Below are 17556 nucleotides of genomic sequence, written 5' to 3' on the forward strand. Positions count from 1 at the left end.
ACGCGACCCTGCGCCAGTCGACTCCGGCAGCGACTCCTGCGCCCGGTCCGCCACTCGCCCGGCAGTGCTGTCAGGAGGCCTTCAACGTGTGGCGATCGCGGATATGTTCCAGCAACCCATCCGCTGCCGCTTCCACCAGGTCCATGACGTGCACGAACCCTTCGTCCCCGCCGTAGTACGGGTCCGGGACTTCGTGTTCGCCGAACTGTGGCGCAAAGTCCAGAAACCGCAGCAACTCCGCCCGCGCATCTGCCGGACGGATGCGCTCGGCATTGCGGTAGTTTGCGTCGTCCATGGTCAGGATGTAATCGAACTCCAGGAAATCCTCGGGCTCCAGCCGGCGCGCGCGCAGATGTTCCAGATCGTAGCCGCGCGAGCGCGCCTCCTGGCGGGCCCGGCTATCCGCCTTCGCTCCCACGTGATACCCGGCGGTTCCGGCCGAATCGACCTCGATGGCCTCGCTCAGTCCGTGTTCGCGCACCCGCGCCTCGAACACCCCATGGGCCATCGGCGAGCGACAAATATTGCCCAGGCAAACCATCAGTACACGTATCTTCGACATCGCTCCACAGTCCGAATCGCGAAAGGCATCAGGATAACAAACCGGGCATCCTGGGCGGGCCGTTTCATTCCGCGCCCTCCGGTATGCCATGCTGAGGCTTTGCATCACGAGATCCATTGATGGTCGACCTTGGCGGTCCGCGCATTCCCGGCTGGACACCCCCCGGCAATGTGGCCAGTGGGGCGGGCACCGGAACGCGACAATCCCTCCAGACCGGAACGCGCATCGAGGTTCGTGTCCTGGACGTACTTGCCGATCGCGGGGTGCGGCTGCGTCTCGAACCCTCCCCGGGCCGCAGCGGCGCATCGACCGCGACACGCCCCTCCCCCCCTGCCACGGTGGTCGCCGCCCAGCTGACCGGCGCATTGCCCACGGCCTTGTTGAACCGACCCGGCTCGGGCGCTTCCGGCACCGCCATGCTGGCCGAGATCACCCGCACCGAGCCACGCCTGGAGGTCCGCCTGCTCCCCCTGACCATGGATCGCGCCGCACCCCGCCCCGCCAGTAGCGGCTCAGCGCCCAACCCGGCCCAGCAGTGGCTGGGACAAGAACTGCGTCTACAGCTCCCCGGGGCTCGCTCACTGGGGCCGGCTCTGCATGGCCTGCTGACCCAGCCCTCCGGGACCGGGGCGCCAGCCACGAGCGCCATGCCCGGGGCCCAGGCCGCACCCGCACTGCACCGTATCCTGGAGCTCCTGCCCACGCCGGGCCAACTGGCACAGCCCGAGACCCTGCGCCAGCACGTCCAGCAATCGGGACTCTGGATGGAGGCCATGCTGGGGCATGCCGGACGCGGTCAAGGCCCGATGCATCCATTCGCGGCAGATCTCAAGGCCCAGCTGCTGCGTGCCGCAGACCAGGTTCGCCAAGCGGCGGACGCACGCCCTGCAGCGCAAGCACCCCCCGCCACCGCCTCGGCTCCCCCTGCCCCGGCCGCCCTGTCCGGCCTTCTGGAGGGCCTCCTGAAACGTGTCACGTCGCTCCAGCTCCAGTCGCTGCAGTCCTTCGCAAGTGACGAGCCCGGCAACAGTCGCTGGTTATTCGAACTTCCGCTGCGCAGCGAGCAGGGTATCCACGGTGTTTTCGGCGAGATCCACCGCGAAGGCGGAAGCGACGACGAAGCCGAAGCGCCCTGGTCGATTGTGTTGACGCTGGATATCGGTGACCTCGGCCCGACGCGGATCGCCCTGGCATCGCGCAATGGGGGCGTCAGCGTGCACTTCACCGCACCCGAGGCCGATACTGTCACGCGACTGCGCAGCGAAATGGCTTATCTCCGCGATCGGCTGGGCGAGCGCGACCTGACGGTGACGGGGCTGTCGGTACGTCAGGGCGAGGTCGATACGGACCCGCGCCCCACGAATTCGCATCGCATGCTGGACGAACAGGCCTGAGCCGATGGCACGAAAGGATCATGGGGACCGAACGGCCGACCGCGGCCGATCACCGGCCAAGGCGGTCGCACTGGAATGGGATCGTCGGCAGGCGCCGCGGATCACAGCCAGCGGCTCGGGCCTGACGGCCGAGGCCATCCTGCGCATTGCCGAGGAACACGGAATCCCGCTGCATCAGGACCCGGCCCTGAGCGAGGCGCTGGCGCAGGTCCCCGTCGGCAGCGAGATCCCGGAAGAGCTCTACATCGCAGTCGCGGAGATTCTCGCCTTTGTGTTCCTGCTGGCAGGGATCACACCCGACGACCGGGGCAGTGGGTATCAGGCCCCCTCGCGCCAGTCCAGACCGGACCGCGAAGGGCCGGACCGGGACTCATGAACGCCCGGCGAACCCGGAACCGCCGGCATTCCCGGAGCCGTGCAGGCTGAACAACAAGTCGAGTTCGGTGGAAGTAAGGCCACAACGCCGACGGACCTCTTCACGACCCAGGCCCTGCTGGATCAGAAGAATCGCCTGCTCGTAGGCACCGCTGTCGCCCTCGCGGGCGCGTAGCTCGCTGTGCTGGTCATGCAGGCGCGCCAGGGCACGCTGTACCGAGGCCTGTGCCTGCCCGTGGGTCGCAACCCCTTCAGACAGAGCCTTCATTGCCCCTTGCAGCGCCATTACCGAGGTGGCCTGACGCTGATAATCCTGACGCAGGGCAACCAACTGCCGACGCAACAGAATCACGAGCCCCACGGCAAATCCGGCGACGATGGTCGCCAGCAACGCAATCAACGCGGCGAGCCAGATCAGCATTCCCTCTCCCATTGCCTGCACACTCCTGAAACCCGGGGCCTGCCGATTGTCGCGTGATTCGTGAGGGCGTGACCAGCCATGGCGAAAAAATCGGACACGGACCCGCGCCCGGACCGAGTGGGTGCCGGTCCCCGGGGAGTTCAAGCGTAGTCGTCGATCAGGCCGCGCCGCTGGCGGCGTTCTTCCTTGCGCGGCGGACGCTGCTGGGTTGGACGCACTGCGGGACGAAAGACCGGATCGCGGTCATGGTCGTCGCTCAAACTGCGCCCGGGAACAGTGGTATGGACCGGTCGAACAGTCCGGTCCGGCTGGAGTTCGTCGACCATGGTTCACCTCCCGGCTTGCGCCTCATGGTCCTCGTCTGTTGACTGTAGACCCGACGTGCGCGGCTACAGTTCGCGCAACTGCGCCCACTCGTCGTCCGATAGCAGCCTGTTCAGGTCCACCAGGATGGTGAGGCCCTCCTCGGTGCTGGTCACGCCCTGAATAAAGCGGCTGCTGTCATCGTTACCCACCTCGGGCGCCGGCTCGACCGAATCCGGGGAGATCCGCACGACCTCCGAGACGGAATCCACCAGAATCCCCACGTTCTGGTTGTCTACATCGATGATCACGATGCGCGAGGCCTCATCCGACTCGCGATCATCCAGCCCCATACGCCGCCGGGCGTCGATCACCGTAACGACATTCCCGCGCAGGTTGATGATCCCGAGGATGTAGTCCGGCACACCCGGTACCGGGGCGATCTCGGTAACCTTGAGCACCTCCTGAACCTGCAGAACGTCGATCGCATAGGTTTCCTCCGCCAGACTGAAAGTCACATACGGAGCGGTGTCGGCCTTGGTCATGGCTTCTACGTCTTGTGCGCTGCTCATGTCATCCTCGATATTCCGTGCCGGCGGGGGCCGCCCTGTGGTGTCGTCTTGACCGGGTTATCGGCCGATTACCGCCATGCTTGAATGGCGCCGGCCGGGATCAGTCCCAGCCACCCTCGTCGAGGGTGCGATCCAGCGCCTCCAGGTCCAGCAACGTCGCCATCTTCTCGCGCTCCACGCCGGCCAGCCAGGGCAGGCGCCGGCGGTGGCTGCGCCAGCGCAACGACTCCGGCTGGATCACCCGGGTACCGTGAATCGCGCGACAGGCCAGCGCGAACCGCGAACCCGCGAGGAACACCACCTGCCGGGCCGTATCCGGCTCGTAGTCACGATCTTCCGGTGTCACCACTGCGGCCAGGTCAATCAGCTGCACCCGCCCCTGCTTGGTATCCGCCAATCCAAGGTACCAGACCGAATGATTCGGGGTGGGCCGCACTTCCAGGCTGTCCAGCGGCGCCACCCCGCCCAGCGCATGTAGCGGCGCCAGCAGGGTCAGGTTGCCAGCCTCGATCACGAGGGCCGAAAACGGCTGCTCGGGCCGCGCATACTCGCGCTCCGCTGGATCGGCCGGTGGGGCTGGTGGGGCCGAGGCCACTACCGGCGCCGGGACGACGTCCACCGCATCGGCTTCACGGACCGGGGCTTCCAACTCCACTACGGGCGCAGCTTCTTCTACCGGCGGCCGTGGCTCCAGGATATCCGGTCGCAGAAGCGGGCGAACGGGCTCCGGCTCGTCCAGCAGGCTGCCGAAGTAGTCGTCCAGCGCCTCCGGCTCGGCCTTCAGGGCCAGGTTGTCGACTATGGAACGGTTCATCCGCGTCGCCTCCGTTCATGGGGTTCGGACAGCCGGCCACCGATGGCCTCCAGCAGATCCGAGTAGGCGAGCACACCCCGGGCGTCCGGGATCATGAAACACAGCGGCTGCCCGGCACTGGAGGCATCGCGGAATTTCGTGTCCACCGGGATTACGCCCGGCCAGACGTCGTCGCCGTACAAACGACGCAGTTCCGACAGGGCCTCGTGCGCCGCGCGCGTACGACGGTCGAACAGGGTCGGAATAATCCGGTACGCCAACTCGGACTTGCGCGATTTCTGTACCATTTTCAGCGTATTGATCATTCGTTCCAGCCCCTTCAGGGCGAGGAACTCGGTCTGCACCGGCACCAGCAGTTCGTCACAGGCGGCCAGCGCATTGACCATCAACACACCGAGCATCGGCGGGCAATCCAGCAACACGTAGTCGTACTGCCCCGAGATCTTCTCCAGCGCGTGACGCAGCACCAGCCCCATGCCACTGCGGGTTCCCAGCTGGCGATCCAGCGTCGCCAGCGCGGTACTCGCGGTCAGTAGATCCAGCCCCGGGAACCGGGTCTCGCGGATCAGTCCATTCGGGTCCGGATCCGCACCCTCGGCGCACTGGCTGAAAAGCTCGTACACCCCGCGCGTGGCGGTCTCCGGATCATGGCCGAAATACGCCGTCAGCGATCCGTGCGGGTCCACATCCACCAGCAGCACGCGTTGCTCCGGGCCCGACAGGAGCCCGCCCAGCGTCACCGTGGTGGTGGTCTTGCCCACCCCCCCCTTTTGGTTTGCAACCGCCCAGACCTTCATGGTGTGTCTCCATCCATCGGGAGCGGTGCGGGCGGAAGATCCTCGCGCAGGCGCTCCGGTTCCTGCGCGCCCTCGGCGCGCGGACGCGCCCCGGGCAGTACCACGATGGACACGCGCCGGTTCTCGGCCCGCCCCTCCGCAGTGTCGTTGCTGGCCGTCGGCCGGTGCTCGCCATAGCCTAGGGCGACCAGATTCTCCGGATCGACCCCGACCTCCTCGAACACGCTGACCACTGCGGCCGCCCGTCCGGACGACAGCTCCCAATTCGACGGATAGATCGCGGTCTGGATGGGCACATTGTCCGTGTGTCCCTCCACATGAACGCGGGAGACACGTGGCGCAAGAATCTCGCCAACCTCTTGCAGAAGACCCTCCGCCTGTGGGTTCAGGGTCGCCGCCCCGGACGCAAACAGGAGACGGCTGGTGATCTCGATCTCCAGCCAATAGGCCTCGCGCGTCACGCGCAGGTCGCCATCCTCGATCCATTGCGCCATCGCCTGTTCGATCTCGCGCGCGGTATCCGCCAGTTCGTCCAGGAACGCCTGCATCCCAGCGTCGTCCGGGCCCTCGTCAAGCATCCCGCTCAAGGCCATGTCGATGGGCTGAGGACCATCCTCCACCAGACCTGGCTGGACCTCGATAGGCACCAGGGCACGCAGATCCTGCGGTGTACGTTCCCGGGCCACGGTGGGATCCCCGACCTGAATCGGGTCGGCCTGCATCGGTGCGCGAAAGGCGTCCACTAGCGACTCGGACAGCACCCTGTACTTGCCGTCATCCACCGAGGAGATGGCGTACATCACCACGAAGAACGCCAGCAGCAGTGTGACCAGATCCCCATAGGGGATGGCCCATGCCTCGTGATTCTGATGTTCTTCCGCCCGCTTGCGTCGCGCCATGGTGACCTCACTCGTGGATGAAGCCACTCAGCTTGCTTTCGATGTTCCGCGGGTTTTCACCTTCCGCAATGGCGATAAGACCTTCCATCAGCATTTGCTGGTGTTGCGAGCGGTTCTGAATAATCGACTTCAATTTGTTGGCCACCGGAAGGAACAGCAGGTTGGCCGAGGCAATGCCGTAGATCGTGGCGACAAAGGCCGCCGCGATGCCCGCCCCCAGCTTGCTCGGATCCGCGAGGTTCTGCATCACTGCCATCAGGCCCATCACCGCGCCGACAATCCCCAGGGTCGGGGCATAGATCCCCATGCTCTCGAAGATCTTCGCGCCCTGCAGGTCGAAGTGCTCGCGGTTGTCGAGGTCGGCCTCCATGATCTGGCGAATGGTCTGCGGTTCACTACCGTCCACCAGCAGTTGCAGTCCCTTGCGGGCAAAGCCGTCGGTCTCCTCGTCGGCCAGCGTCTCCAGGCCTAGCAGGCCTTCCTTGCGCGCGACATGCGACCACTCGACGATCTGCTCGACCGTCGCGCGATTGTCGACCTTCGGTGGCTTGAAGGCCCACGGCAGGATGCGCATACCGTGCATGAAGACCGACAGCCGTGCCTGCACCAGGGTCGCCCCCAGGGTCCCCAGCACCACGATCAGGAAGGCCGCGGCATTCCACAGCGCACCCAGGCCACTGCCCTTGGCAATGCTGCCGCCGAGAACCGCCACCAGCCCCAGGGTAATCCCGATGAGGCTCAGGATATCCATGTCAGCAGAACCCCTTCACCAGTGCGGGCCCGATTTCGGGCAGCGGGTACACATGATCGGACAGGCCGGCCTCGGCCACTGCCGCCGGCATCCCGTACACCACGCAGGTCGCCGCATCCTGCGACCACACCTGCGCGCCGGCGCCCTTCAGCGCCCGCGTGCCTTCGCGGCCATCGGCGCCCATGCCGGTGAGGATCACGGCAAGCACCTGCCCGCGCAGCGCCTCCACGGCGGAACCGAAGGCCGCATCCACGCTCGGCTTGTAGATGGTGCCCAGGGGGCTCTCCGCGATTCGCACATGCGTCTGGCTGCCGCGCTCCAGCGTTGTCTGCATCCCGCCCGGGGCCAGCAGCGCCACGCCCGGCTTCAGCACATCACCGTCCTTCGCCTGACGCACCTCGATATTGCACATGGCGTTCAGACGTTCGGCGAAGGCCGGGGTAAAACTGGCGGGCATGTGTTGCACCAGCAGGATCGGCAGCGGGAAATTCGCCGGGAGCGGCTTCAGCACCTCCTGCAGCGCCACTGGACCGCCGGTGGAGGTACCAATCAGTACCGCGCGCAACTGCCGTAACGGCGTCGGCGGCCGGGAACTGGCAACCGCCGGAGCCGGCTTGCGCGCATCGGCCGCGGCCTGACGGTCGGTCTCTTCGCGGCGCGCGGACGGCCGGGCCTCCCGCGCAGGCGTGGTCGTGCCCGGGGCACTGACAGAGCGCGCCCGGCTGCGTGACAACGAGCGCACGCGGCGCCGAAGCAGCATGCGCGCGCTGTCCTCGTCCCCCGCCATGTCGCTGAAGCGCTTGGGAAGGAAGTCCACCGCCCCGGCCTCCAACGCATCCAGGGTCGCCTGGGCTCCCTCGGTCGTGAGACTGGAGAACATCAGGATCGGAAGCGGGCGCTCGGCCATGATCTTGCGCACCGCAGTGATGCCGTCCATCACCGGCATCTCGATATCCATGGTCACGACATCGGGATCGAGGTCCCGGACCTTGGCGATCGCCTGCTCGCCATTCTCGGCCGAACCTACGACCTCAATGCCGGAATCGGAATCCAGGATCTCGGCGATACGCCGACGAAAGAACCCCGAATCGTCAACTACCAGAACCCTGATCGGCATCCTCAGCCCTCGCTCGAGCGCGACGCGCGGCGCGGTCGACCGGACATTTGCAGTTGCCGCATCAGGATGGTCACCAGGTCGGAGACGTCGAGGATCAGGGCGATGCCCCCATCCCCGGTGATCGTCGCTCCCGCCAGGCCCTTCACGCCTTGCAGATTCTGGCCGAGCGGCTTGATGACCACCTCTTCCTGCCCCACGAGATCATCCACCACCAGTCCTACCTTGCGGTCGGCCGTATGGACCACCACTACGTGGGCATCCTTGCGCACCTCGGGCTCGTGCCCAGGCTTCAGCCAGCGCTTGAGGTAATGGACTGGCAGGGCGTGCTTGCGCACCATGATGACTTCCTGATCATCCACGTAATTCGTCTTGGTCAAATCCAGATCCAGGATCTCGGAGACCGAGGCCAGCGGGATCGCAAAACGCCGGCCGTCCAGAATCACCATCAGGGCGGGCAGGATCGCCAGGGTCAGGGGCAGCTTCACCCGCAGCGTGGTCCCTACGCCGATCTCGGAATCGATCTCGATGGTGCCGTTGAGCTGCGAGATCTTGGTCTTGACCACGTCCATGCCAACCCCGCGGCCGGAGACGTCCGAGATCTCGGTCTTGGTGGAGAATCCGGCCATGAAGATGACGTTGAAGGCCTCGCGATCGGTCATGCGTTCGGCCATCGCGGGCTCCATCAGCCCCTTCTCCACCACCTTCCGACGCAGGGCCTGCGGGTCCATGCCACCGCCGTCGTCCTTGATCAGCAGTGCGATGTGATCACCCTCCTGGGCCGCGCCGAGCACGACCGTACCCTTGCGCGACTTGCCCGCCGCCTCGCGCACATCGGGCGTCTCGATGCCATGGTCCACAGCATTCCGCACCAGATGCACCAGCGGATCGGACAGGGCCTCGACCAGATTCTTGTCGAGGTCGGTTTCCTCGCCGAAGATCTCCAGCTCGATCTCCTTGCCCAGATTCCGCGACAGATCGCGGATCACTCGAGGGAAGCGATTGAAGACCTTCTTCACCGGCTGCATGCGGGTCTTCATCACCGAGGTCTGCAGGTCGGAGGTCACCAGTGCCAGCGAACTGATCGCCTTGCCCAGTTCGTCGTCGACATGCTGCGAACGCAGCATGCTCAGCCGGTTTCGTACCAGAACCAGCTCGCCCACCAGGTTCATGATCTCGTCCAGGCGCTCGGTATCCACACGCACGGAGGTCTCGCCCTGCGGAGCCGAGCGCCCACCGGCCTCGGCCCCGCCGGCGCGGGCACTACCGCCGCCCTGCCCACCGGCAGCCGCCGGTTCCGGCGTTACCGCTTTTTCCGGCTCGGGCGCCACGGCCGCGGGCTCGGTCGGCAGTGGATCCGCAGGGGCGTCCGCAGCCGGTTCGGGCGATGCCGGACCTCCGCCCTTGGCCTGCAACTCGTCCAGCAAATTCTCGAACTCGTCGTCGCTGATCAGATCACCGCCCGAGTCTTCGCTGGCCCCGGCGTCGCCCGGCACGGCCGCGTCCACGGGTGCCGGGGCCCCGTCACCATGCAACGTATCCAGCAGGGCCTCGAACTCGTCGTCCGTGATCTCCTCCCCACCGCCCACCATGGCGTCGCCGGGGGCCGAGGCCTGTGGCTCGGGGACGGGCTCCGGTTCAGGCGCGGGCGGCGCCCCGGCGGTATCTCCGGCGACATCTTCGTTTTTTGCCATGCGCCGCAGGTCCTCGACCACCGCGGCATCGGCGGGGGTCGGGTCCACTCCGGAACGCAGATCCCCGAACATGACGTTCAGGGAGTCCAGCACGCGGAGCATGGTGTCCATCAGATGGCTATCGGCACGGCGTTCGCCGTTGCGCAGCAGATTGAAGACGTCCTCGGCGTGATGACACACCGTCACCAGCGCATCCAGGCTCAAGAACCCGGCGCCCCCCTTGATGGTGTGGAAGCTTCGAAAGACCGCATTCAACAGATCCCGGTCGTCCGGGTTCTGTTCCAGGTCGATGAGTTGCTCGTTGAGCCCCTCCAGCAGTTCCCCGGCCTCGATCAGGAAGTCCTGAAGGATCTCGTCATTGGGGTCGATGGCCATTCAGTCTCTCCGGTCCCGTGGCGCCAGTCGTATGGGGGGCACTGCTAGAAGCCCAGGCTTGATAGCAGATCGTCCACCTCGTCCTGTCCTTGAACGACATCTGCGCTGGAATCTTGAGTCTTGGGCACACTGGGGCCGTGACCCTTGCGGTCCGCCTCGCGGTCTTCTTCGCCACGATCCAGGGACGCCTCGGCCGCTTCGACCTGCTCCATGCGCCCGCTGGAGAGCCGAATCAGGGTAACGAGGTTCTCTTCGAGGTCAGTCACCAACTGGATCACCCGGCGAATCACCTGGCCGGTAATGTCCTGATAACTTTGTGCCATCAGCACCTCGGAGAGCAGCCGCCGCAACTCCTCGGCGTCCTCGCCCGCCTGCCCGAAGAAGCTGTCCAGCTCACGCGCGAAATCGCGGAATTCGTCCACCGAGAGCTGCCGGTTGCGAAACCGCGTCCATTTGGCGGTCAAGTCGGCCGCCTGCTGGCTGAACGACTCGGCGATCGGCAGGCTCGACTCGATGGCGCCCATCGTGGCGTGCGCGGCCTGCTCGGTCATGGTGACCACGTAGTTCAGGCGTTCCTTCGCATCCGGGATCTCCGCCTGCGTCAGCTCCACCAGACGCGAGTCCCCACGGAAACTCTGCAAGGCCTCGTGAAGGTCGCGCGTCAGCTTGCCCAGTTCATCGAAGAGCTCGCGGTCGTAAGGACGCGCAAGATCCTGCACCAGCGCGCGCGCCGCCGCGTCGTCGCCCGCCTCGAGCGTCTGCACCAGTTGTCGGGCCAGCTCGAGCTGGCCGTCGCGTGGGGGGTGTTCCTGTTCAGTCATGAGGAGCCTCTTGCTGGTACGGCGCCGAAGGAGCCGGGTCACGCCCACCCGCGCAAGCGAGACGGACGTCGTCCGTATTCACCACCGGGCGATCCTTAGCCCTGTGCTTCAATACGTTCGAAGATCTTGTCGATCTTTTCCTTCAGCGTTTCGGCGGTAAACGGCTTGACCACATAACCGTTCACACCCGCCTCCGCGGCCTCCACGATCTGGTCGCGCTTGGCCTCGGCCGTCACCATCAGCACCGGCATCGACTTCAGGTTGGCATCCGCCCGGACGGCCTTCAGCAGGTCGATGCCCGGCATGTTGGGCATGTTCCAGTCGGTAATCAGGAAGTCGAAATCACCATTTTGCAGCATCGGCAGCGCGGTGCTGCCGTCGTCGGCTTCCTGCGTATTATTGAAGCCAAGATCGCGCAAGAGGTTCTTGATAATGCGCCGCATCGTGGAAAAATCGTCCACGATGAGAATTTTCATTCCCTTGTCCACACGTCACTCCGGGATTCGTAAGGTGAGTTTTAGAATAACTGCAAAGCCGCGCCGTCTTCGAGCCACGACCCCATGCGCGCGCGCAGCCGAATGACCGCCTGGCTGCGAATCTGGCTCACGCGCGACTCGGTCACGCCCAGAACAGCCCCGATCTCGCGCAGATTCAGTTCTTCGGTGTAATACAGCGAAAGCACCAGGCGTTCGCGTTCAGGCAGATCCCCAAGGGCCTCGGCCAACTCCTCGCGAAACTCGCCAGCCTCAAGGCTACGCGACGGCGAGACTTCCTGCCCCTCGATCACGCGATCGGCCCCGTCATCCCCGCCACCCAGATCGTCCAGTGCAAACAGATGGGCCCCGGCGTGGTCCTTGAGCATGTCGTAATAGTCATCGATAGGCACGTCCAGCTCGGCCGCCACCTCGCTCCCACGCGCCGCACGCCCCTCGCGGGCCTCGACACTCTGGATCGCGGCGGCAATACGCCGGCTGTTGCGATGCACCGAACGTGGCGTCCAGTCACTGCGACGCAACTCGTCGATCATCGCGCCGCGGATGCGGATTCCGGCGTAGGTGGCAAAGGTCGCCCCCTGCCCGCCCTCGAACTGCCGCGCCGCCTCCAGCAGACCGATCATGCCGGCCTGGATCAGGTCATCGACCTGGACCGAGGCCGGTAGACGGGCCATCAGGTGGTGCGCAATGCGATGCACCAGTTCAACGTGATCGGCAATCAGCTTCTCGTGTCCACCGGTCGCGGTGGACGTCGCCTGGTAGCCGGAAAGGCGATTACGCGTCGTCATCATGCGCTCTGCAGCATTCGTTCCACGAAGAACCCGACGCCCCCGTGGTCACCCCCACCGACTGGCCAGCGATCCACCGTGTGTGCCAGGTCGGCAAACGCCTTGCCAGCCGGACTGCCGGGATACTGCTGAACCACCGGCGCCCTTTTCTGCACGGCCTTGCGCAGATGTTCGTCCATGGGGATATAGCCGGCCAGGTCCAGGACCACCTCCGGCAGGTACTTGCCGCAGACGGTATTGAGTTTCTGCATCAGCCGCTCCGCCCCCTCGCGTCCGCTGACCATGTTCGTGACCATGCGGAAACGCCGCAGGCCGTGGTCACGGTGCAGCACCTTGATCAAGGCATAGGCATCGGTAATCGAAGCCGGCTCGTCGCAGACCACCACCAGGGTCTCCTGTACCGCCCGGCAGAACGAAGTCACCGACTCCTGCAGGCCTGCGGCGGTGTCCACGATCAGGACATCCAGCGGCCTGCGGTAGGCGCTGAAGGCATGGATCAGCCCTGCGTGCTCCGCCGGCGTGAGGTTCGCCATCGCCGCGATACCGGAGGCCGACGGGACCACCTTCACCCCGTCCGGCCCCTGGACCAGGACATCGTCCAGGCTGTCCACCGCGCCGGTCACCAGATCATGCAGGGTGCGCTCCGGGCGCATCCCGAGCAACAGGTCCACGTTGGCCAGGCCCAGATCCGCATCGAACAGCATCACCTCGCGGCCCAACCGGGCCAGGCCGACCGCCAGATTGACCGACACGTTGGTCTTCCCGACCCCGCCCTTGCCCGACGCGACCGCAATGACCTTCAACGGCTTGTTAGTGCGTGGCATAACGCCCCTTTCCAACCGGCTGAATCAGTTCCAGTGTTGCCGGCTCGGTCCCCTGCGCCGGGCGCAGCGGCGCGCGCGAGCGTCGCGGCGGTTCCATTTCGGCCAGCCGTTCGGCAGCCCAGGTCTCACGGGCATTGCCACCCGCCCGCGCGCCCTCCGCGTCGTCGTCCAGCGCCAGGCGGGTCAGATACCCCGTATCAACCCGGTGAAAATCCTCGGCGATGCGCTGGCCATCGCTCACGAACCCAAGTCCCAGGTGCTGATCCAGCAGGACCGACAGGACCTCGCCCAGCTGTTCTGCCTCGTCCAGCTTGGTCAGCACCAGCGCCGAGGGATCCGCCTTGCGAAACGCGTCCAGCACCCGCCGCAACGTACTGCCCTGGGTCGTGGCCGACACGACCAACCAGCTCTCGGCGCGGATATCCGGCGGCAGATGCGCGAACAGCGACTCCTCCTCCACCGTGCGCGGCGCCTGCCCAGCAGTATCCACCAGGATCAGGTGGCCATCGTCCACGCGCCGCGCCAGATCGCGCAGTTCGCGCGCATTCTGCAACACGCGCACCGAGATCCCCGCCATCTGGGCGAAGGCTTGCAACTGCCGTGTTGCACCGATGCGCTGGCTATCGAGGGTCACCAGCGTAACCGAATCCGGTCCCATCCGACGGATCTGGCGCAACGCGATCCGTGCCAGCGTGGTGGTCTTGCCGACACCGGTCGGACCCACCATCGCCAGCAGCCCACCCTCGTCCAGGATCGCCGGGCGATGCGTGGCAATCGCGCCCGAAAGCCGCGCGCGGAGACGCTCCCAAGCCTGCTCGGGGGAGCTGTCATCGAGGATGCTGCCCGCCAGGCTGCGCGCCAGCGATTCACTAAAGCCGCGGTCGATCAGGCGGACCTTGCATTCTGCCGCCAGCGGATGACGGGCCGCCCAGCGAGCCTCGTCACTCTCCGCATACTGACGCGTCATCAGGCTGCGCAGGTCACGCAACTCCTGGCGCATCGCGGTGAGCTCGGGATCGGCCGGCCAGGAAGGGGCCGCCGAATTCGGGGCGCGGTCGGCAGTACGCGCCTCGCGGGCCGGCTTTGCAGCCTCCGGCTCGCGCACCGGCTCCGAGGACTCGCCATCCTCCAGGGCGGCGACCACCTCCAACCAGCCATCCACCCGGCGACTGGAGAGGATCACGGCATCCTCTCCCTGTTGTTCGCGCACCTGACGCATGGCGTCGCGCATGTCCCGGGCCCGATATCGTCTGACATTCATGCTTTGATCTCCTGCGCCGCTCGCGCGGCGGAACCCCTATGTCTCATGCGGACTGCTTCGCCGTTTCTTCCTGACCGACCGTGGCCACTACCCGAATCCGCCGGTTGTCGGGGATCTCGGTAAACGCCAGGACGGTCAGGCTGCGAACCGCGCCGCGCAACCAGCCGGCAATCCAGGAACGGATCTCCGGTGCCACCACCAGGATCGCCGCTTGACCGGCTGTCTCCTGGCGGCGCGCCGCGTCCGCAACCGAACGCTGCAACCGTTCCGCCAGCCCGGGCTCCAGTCCAACCGTGCCACCCGAGCTGCCCTGCAGGGACTTATGCAAGAGCTGTTCCAGCGATGGGTCCAGGGCAATCAGTGGCAGCTCATCCTCCGGTCCCACAAGGTCCTGGACGATGGAGCGCGCCAGCGCGACGCGCACCGCTGCGGTCAAAGTGCCGGGATCCTGACTCTTCACCCCGTCGTCTGCCAGGGTTTCGGCGATCGTGCGCAGGTCGCGGATCGAGACCTGCTCGGCCAGCAGGTTCTGCAACACCTTCAGCACGATCGAAAGCGACAGCGTCTTGGGCACGAGGTTCTCCACCAGCTTCGGCGAATGCCGCGCCAGCTGATCCAGCAGGTGCTGTGCCTCCTCGTGCCCGATCAAGCGGTGGGCGTTCTCTCGGAACACCTGCGACAAATGCGTCGCAATCACCGTGGAACAGTCGACTACGGTATAGCCGGCGCCCTGGGCCTGGTCGCGATCCGACGGGTCGATCCACAGGGCATCCAGGTTGAAGGTCGGGTCCTTGGTCGGGGTACCCGGGACGGTGCCGAAGACCTCGCCCGGATTGATCGCCAGTTCGCGATCGGGAAACACCTCGGCCTCCGCCACAGTGACGCCCAGCAGGCTGATCCGGTAGGCGTTCGGGCTCAATTCCAGGTTGTCGCGGATATGCACCGGCTGCAGCAGGAAGCCGAGCTCCTGCGACAGCTTGCGGCGCACGCCCTTGATCCGGCCCATCAGCTGGCCGTCCTGGGTGCGGTCCACCAAGGGGATCAAGCGGTAGCCGACCTCGAGGGAGACCAAGTCCACCGGCGGGACATCTTCCCAGGTCAGGTCGCGATCCTCCGAACGAGCCCCGCCTTCGTCTTCCTGCGGGATGCGCTCCACTTCCACCTCGGCCTCGCGGCTCCGGCGCTTGAGCAGGTAGGCCCAGCCAAAGATCAGCGCCGCCAGCCCCAGGAACACGGCGTTCGGCATGCCCGGCACGACGCCCAGCGCGCCGATCACCCCACCGGCGACGTACAGGACCCGCGGGTTGGAGAACATCTGCCCGTACACCTGCTGGCCCATGTCCTGGCTGCTGGTCACGCGGGTCACAATGATCGCGGTGGCGGAGGACAGCACCAGCGACGGGATCTGGGCAACGATGCCGTCGCCGATGGTCAGCAACACGTAGTTGGTCGCGGCATCGCCGATCGACATGCCGTGCTGCACCGCACCGATGGTGAGCCCGCCGATGATGTTTACGAACAGGATCAGGATCCCCGCGATGGCATCGCCGCGGACGAACTTGGAGGCACCGTCCATGGAGCCGTAGAAGTCCGCCTCGCTGGCGATCTCCTCGCGGCGCTTGCGCGCCTCTTCCTGAGTCAGGATGCCGGCGTTCAGGTCGGCGTCGATCGCCATCTGCTTGCCGGGCATGGAATCCAGGGTAAAGCGGGCGCTGACCTCGGACACACGCCCGGCCCCCTTGGTCACCACCACGAAGTTGATGATGATCAGGATCGCGAACACCACCAGCCCCACGGTGTAGTTGCCGCCGACCACGAAGTCGCCGAAGGCCTGGATGACCTTGCCGGCGGCATCCGTGCCGGTGTGGCCTTCCAGCAGGATCACTCGGGTGGAGGCGATGTTCAGCGCCAGACGCAGCAGCGTGGCGACCAGCAACACGGTCGGGAAGACCGCGAATTCCAGCGGCCGCGGGGTGTACACCGCAACCATGATCACCACCAGCGACAGCGCGATATTGAAGGTGAACAGCACGTCCAGCGCCAGCGGCGGCAACGGCAGCACCATCATCGAGAGCATCGCGATCAGCAGGATCGGCGCCCCCAGCCCCCACTTGCCCACGTTACCCAGACGGTCAAAGAAGGCCATTATTGATCCCTCCTCTGGCCGCGCTGCTTGTCAGGATCCAGATAGTCCTCGGGCACCGGCAGGTCATCCGGCATCTGCGCGTCGGCATCGGCCCGCTTGAGCTGGTAGACGTACGCCAGGATGCGGGCCACGGCCACGAACAGACCGTTGGGCACTTCCTGGTTCAGATCGGTGGTGAAGTAGATGGCGCGGGCCACGCGCGGAGCCTCGACGCGGATGATCGCGTGTTCGTCCCCGACTGCACGGATCGAGGCGGCCACCTCGTCGACGCCCTTGGCCACCACCTTCGGCGCTGCCATGCGCGAGGCCTCGTAGACGATAGCCACGGCATAGTGGGTCGGGTTGGTGATGATCACGTCGGCCTTGGGGACCTCCTCCATCATTCGCCGCTGCGCCATCTCCTGCTGCAACTGGCGGATCTTTTGCTTGACCTCCGGCTTCCCGTCGGTCTCCTTGTACTCGTCCTTCACTTCCTGCCGAGTCATGCGCAGCTGTTTCTGGTGATTCCACATCTGGAACGGCGCATCGATGGCCGCTACGACGATCAACGCCGCGGACACCGCGATGAACGTTCCCAGCACCAGCTGGGCGGCATGGCTAATGCCCTGATGGACCGGTTCGTAGCCAAGCATCAGCAGCCGGTCGGAGAAGGTCGCCAGCACGGCGACCGCGACACTGCTGATCAGTACGAACTTGGCGAAGGTCTTGCCGAACTCCATCAGCCCCTGCCAGGAGAAGATTCGCTTGAGGCCCTTCCCGGGATTCAGCTTGGAGACCTTGGGCGCGGCGGCCTTCCAGGAAAAATTGGCGCCGCCGATCACGATCGGCGCGAGTACCGCGGCGACGATCAGTACGCCGAACAACGGGAACAGGGTCCGCAGGGTACGGAAGATCTCGTCGGCCAGATAAGGCAATAACAGCGACGAGTCGTAGGCCATTTCACGTTCGAAATCCAGGCGACTGCTCATCTGTTCAGTAAGTTGCGCCCCCATGTTCGGGCCGTACATCAGCAGGAAGCTCCCGCCCGCCATCAGCACCAGAAAGGTGCTCAGCTCGCGCGAGCGCGGGACCTGCCCCTTCTCCTTCGCCTCGCGCAGGCGTTTCGGAGTGGGCTCTTCGCTTTTTTCCTGTCCGCTCTCGTTCTCGGCCAT

Annotated in this window: 18 protein-coding genes and 1 pseudogene; 2 read left to right on the forward strand and 17 right to left on the reverse strand. The window is 65.7% G+C overall.

Annotation, left to right across the window (positions count from 1 at the left end; translation table 11 throughout):
* Positions 1-70: 70 nt before the first annotated feature.
* Positions 71-562, reverse strand: coding sequence for a low molecular weight protein-tyrosine-phosphatase (locus tag G335_RS0111320; RefSeq protein WP_026313054.1), 492 nt, complete (start codon positions 560-562; stop codon positions 71-73).
* A gap of 119 nt (positions 563-681) precedes the next feature.
* Between G335_RS0111320 and G335_RS0111325 the strand changes: the two genes are divergently transcribed.
* Positions 682-1956 (forward strand): flagellar hook-length control protein FliK, encoded by a 1275-nt coding sequence (locus G335_RS0111325; protein WP_018176825.1) that lies wholly within the window; start codon positions 682-684, stop codon positions 1954-1956.
* A 4-nt stretch (positions 1957-1960) separates the two neighbouring features.
* Positions 1961-2332 (forward strand): EscU/YscU/HrcU family type III secretion system export apparatus switch protein, encoded by a 372-nt coding sequence (locus tag G335_RS0111330; RefSeq protein WP_018176826.1) that lies wholly within the window; start codon positions 1961-1963, stop codon positions 2330-2332.
* Here the strand turns inward: G335_RS0111330 and G335_RS0111335 are convergent.
* The 16 genes and pseudogenes from G335_RS0111335 to flhB form a co-directional block, all read right to left on the reverse strand.
* Positions 2327-2752 carry a DUF2802 domain-containing protein gene (locus G335_RS0111335; protein WP_018176827.1) on the reverse strand — a complete coding sequence of 142 codons (426 nt, stop codon included), beginning with the start codon at positions 2750-2752 and terminating at the stop codon, positions 2327-2329. The genes G335_RS0111330 and G335_RS0111335 overlap by 6 nt on opposite strands.
* A 140-nt stretch (positions 2753-2892) precedes the next feature.
* Positions 2893-3078 (reverse strand): hypothetical protein, encoded by a 186-nt coding sequence (locus tag G335_RS0111340; RefSeq protein WP_018169737.1) that lies wholly within the window; start codon positions 3076-3078, stop codon positions 2893-2895.
* Positions 3079-3141: 63 nt separating this feature from the next.
* Positions 3142-3600 carry a chemotaxis protein CheW gene (locus G335_RS0111345; RefSeq protein WP_018145733.1) on the reverse strand — a complete coding sequence of 153 codons (459 nt, stop codon included), beginning with the start codon at positions 3598-3600 and terminating at the stop codon, positions 3142-3144.
* Between the two features lie 127 nt (positions 3601-3727).
* On the reverse strand, positions 3728-4441 hold the full coding sequence (locus G335_RS0111350; protein WP_018176829.1) for a chemotaxis protein CheW: 714 nt from the start codon (positions 4439-4441) through the stop codon (positions 3728-3730).
* On the reverse strand, positions 4438-5238 hold the full coding sequence (locus G335_RS0111355) for a ParA family protein (RefSeq protein ID WP_018169735.1): 801 nt from the start codon (positions 5236-5238) through the stop codon (positions 4438-4440). Before G335_RS0111355 ends, G335_RS0111350 begins: the two co-directional genes overlap by 4 nt.
* On the reverse strand, positions 5235-6137 hold the full coding sequence (gene motD, locus G335_RS0111360; RefSeq protein ID WP_018169734.1) for a flagellar motor protein MotD: 903 nt from the start codon (positions 6135-6137) through the stop codon (positions 5235-5237). Before motD ends, G335_RS0111355 begins: the two co-directional genes overlap by 4 nt.
* Before the next feature lie 7 nt (positions 6138-6144).
* Positions 6145-6888 carry a flagellar motor protein gene (locus G335_RS0111365; protein WP_018145737.1) on the reverse strand — a complete coding sequence of 248 codons (744 nt, stop codon included), beginning with the start codon at positions 6886-6888 and terminating at the stop codon, positions 6145-6147.
* Position 6889: 1 nt separating this feature from the next.
* Positions 6890-8005 carry a chemotaxis response regulator protein-glutamate methylesterase gene (locus G335_RS0111370; RefSeq protein WP_018176830.1) on the reverse strand — a complete coding sequence of 372 codons (1116 nt, stop codon included), beginning with the start codon at positions 8003-8005 and terminating at the stop codon, positions 6890-6892.
* Between the two features lie 2 nt (positions 8006-8007).
* Positions 8008-10071 carry a chemotaxis protein CheA gene (locus tag G335_RS0111375; RefSeq protein ID WP_018176831.1) on the reverse strand — a complete coding sequence of 688 codons (2064 nt, stop codon included), beginning with the start codon at positions 10069-10071 and terminating at the stop codon, positions 8008-8010.
* Positions 10072-10115: 44 nt separating this feature from the next.
* Complete coding sequence (locus G335_RS0111380) at positions 10116-10892, reverse strand: protein phosphatase CheZ (protein ID WP_018176832.1); 777 nt, start codon at positions 10890-10892, stop codon at positions 10116-10118.
* Between the two features lie 95 nt (positions 10893-10987).
* On the reverse strand, positions 10988-11368 hold the full coding sequence (gene cheY / locus G335_RS0111385) for a chemotaxis response regulator CheY (RefSeq protein ID WP_018145741.1): 381 nt from the start codon (positions 11366-11368) through the stop codon (positions 10988-10990).
* Between the two features lie 41 nt (positions 11369-11409).
* A complete protein-coding gene (locus G335_RS0111390; RefSeq protein ID WP_018169731.1) occupies positions 11410-12177 on the reverse strand; it encodes an RNA polymerase sigma factor FliA in 768 nt (255 codons plus the stop codon).
* Complete coding sequence (locus G335_RS0111395; protein ID WP_018176833.1) at positions 12174-12998, reverse strand: MinD/ParA family protein; 825 nt, start codon at positions 12996-12998, stop codon at positions 12174-12176. Before G335_RS0111395 ends, G335_RS0111390 begins: the two co-directional genes overlap by 4 nt.
* Before the next feature lie 168 nt (positions 12999-13166).
* A pseudogene (gene flhF / locus G335_RS0111400) lies at positions 13167-14259 on the reverse strand (flagellar biosynthesis protein FlhF); the annotation flags it as partial.
* A gap of 43 nt (positions 14260-14302) precedes the next feature.
* Positions 14303-16405 carry a flagellar biosynthesis protein FlhA gene (gene flhA / locus G335_RS0111405; RefSeq protein ID WP_018169728.1) on the reverse strand — a complete coding sequence of 701 codons (2103 nt, stop codon included), beginning with the start codon at positions 16403-16405 and terminating at the stop codon, positions 14303-14305.
* A complete protein-coding gene (gene flhB / locus G335_RS0111410) occupies positions 16405-17556 on the reverse strand; it encodes a flagellar biosynthesis protein FlhB (RefSeq protein WP_018176835.1) in 1152 nt (383 codons plus the stop codon). The genes flhA and flhB overlap by 1 nt, the downstream gene beginning before the upstream one ends.

Source organism: Thioalkalivibrio sp. AKL8, assembly GCF_000380525.1.
GTDB lineage: Bacteria > Pseudomonadota > Gammaproteobacteria > Ectothiorhodospirales > Ectothiorhodospiraceae > Thioalkalivibrio > Thioalkalivibrio versutus.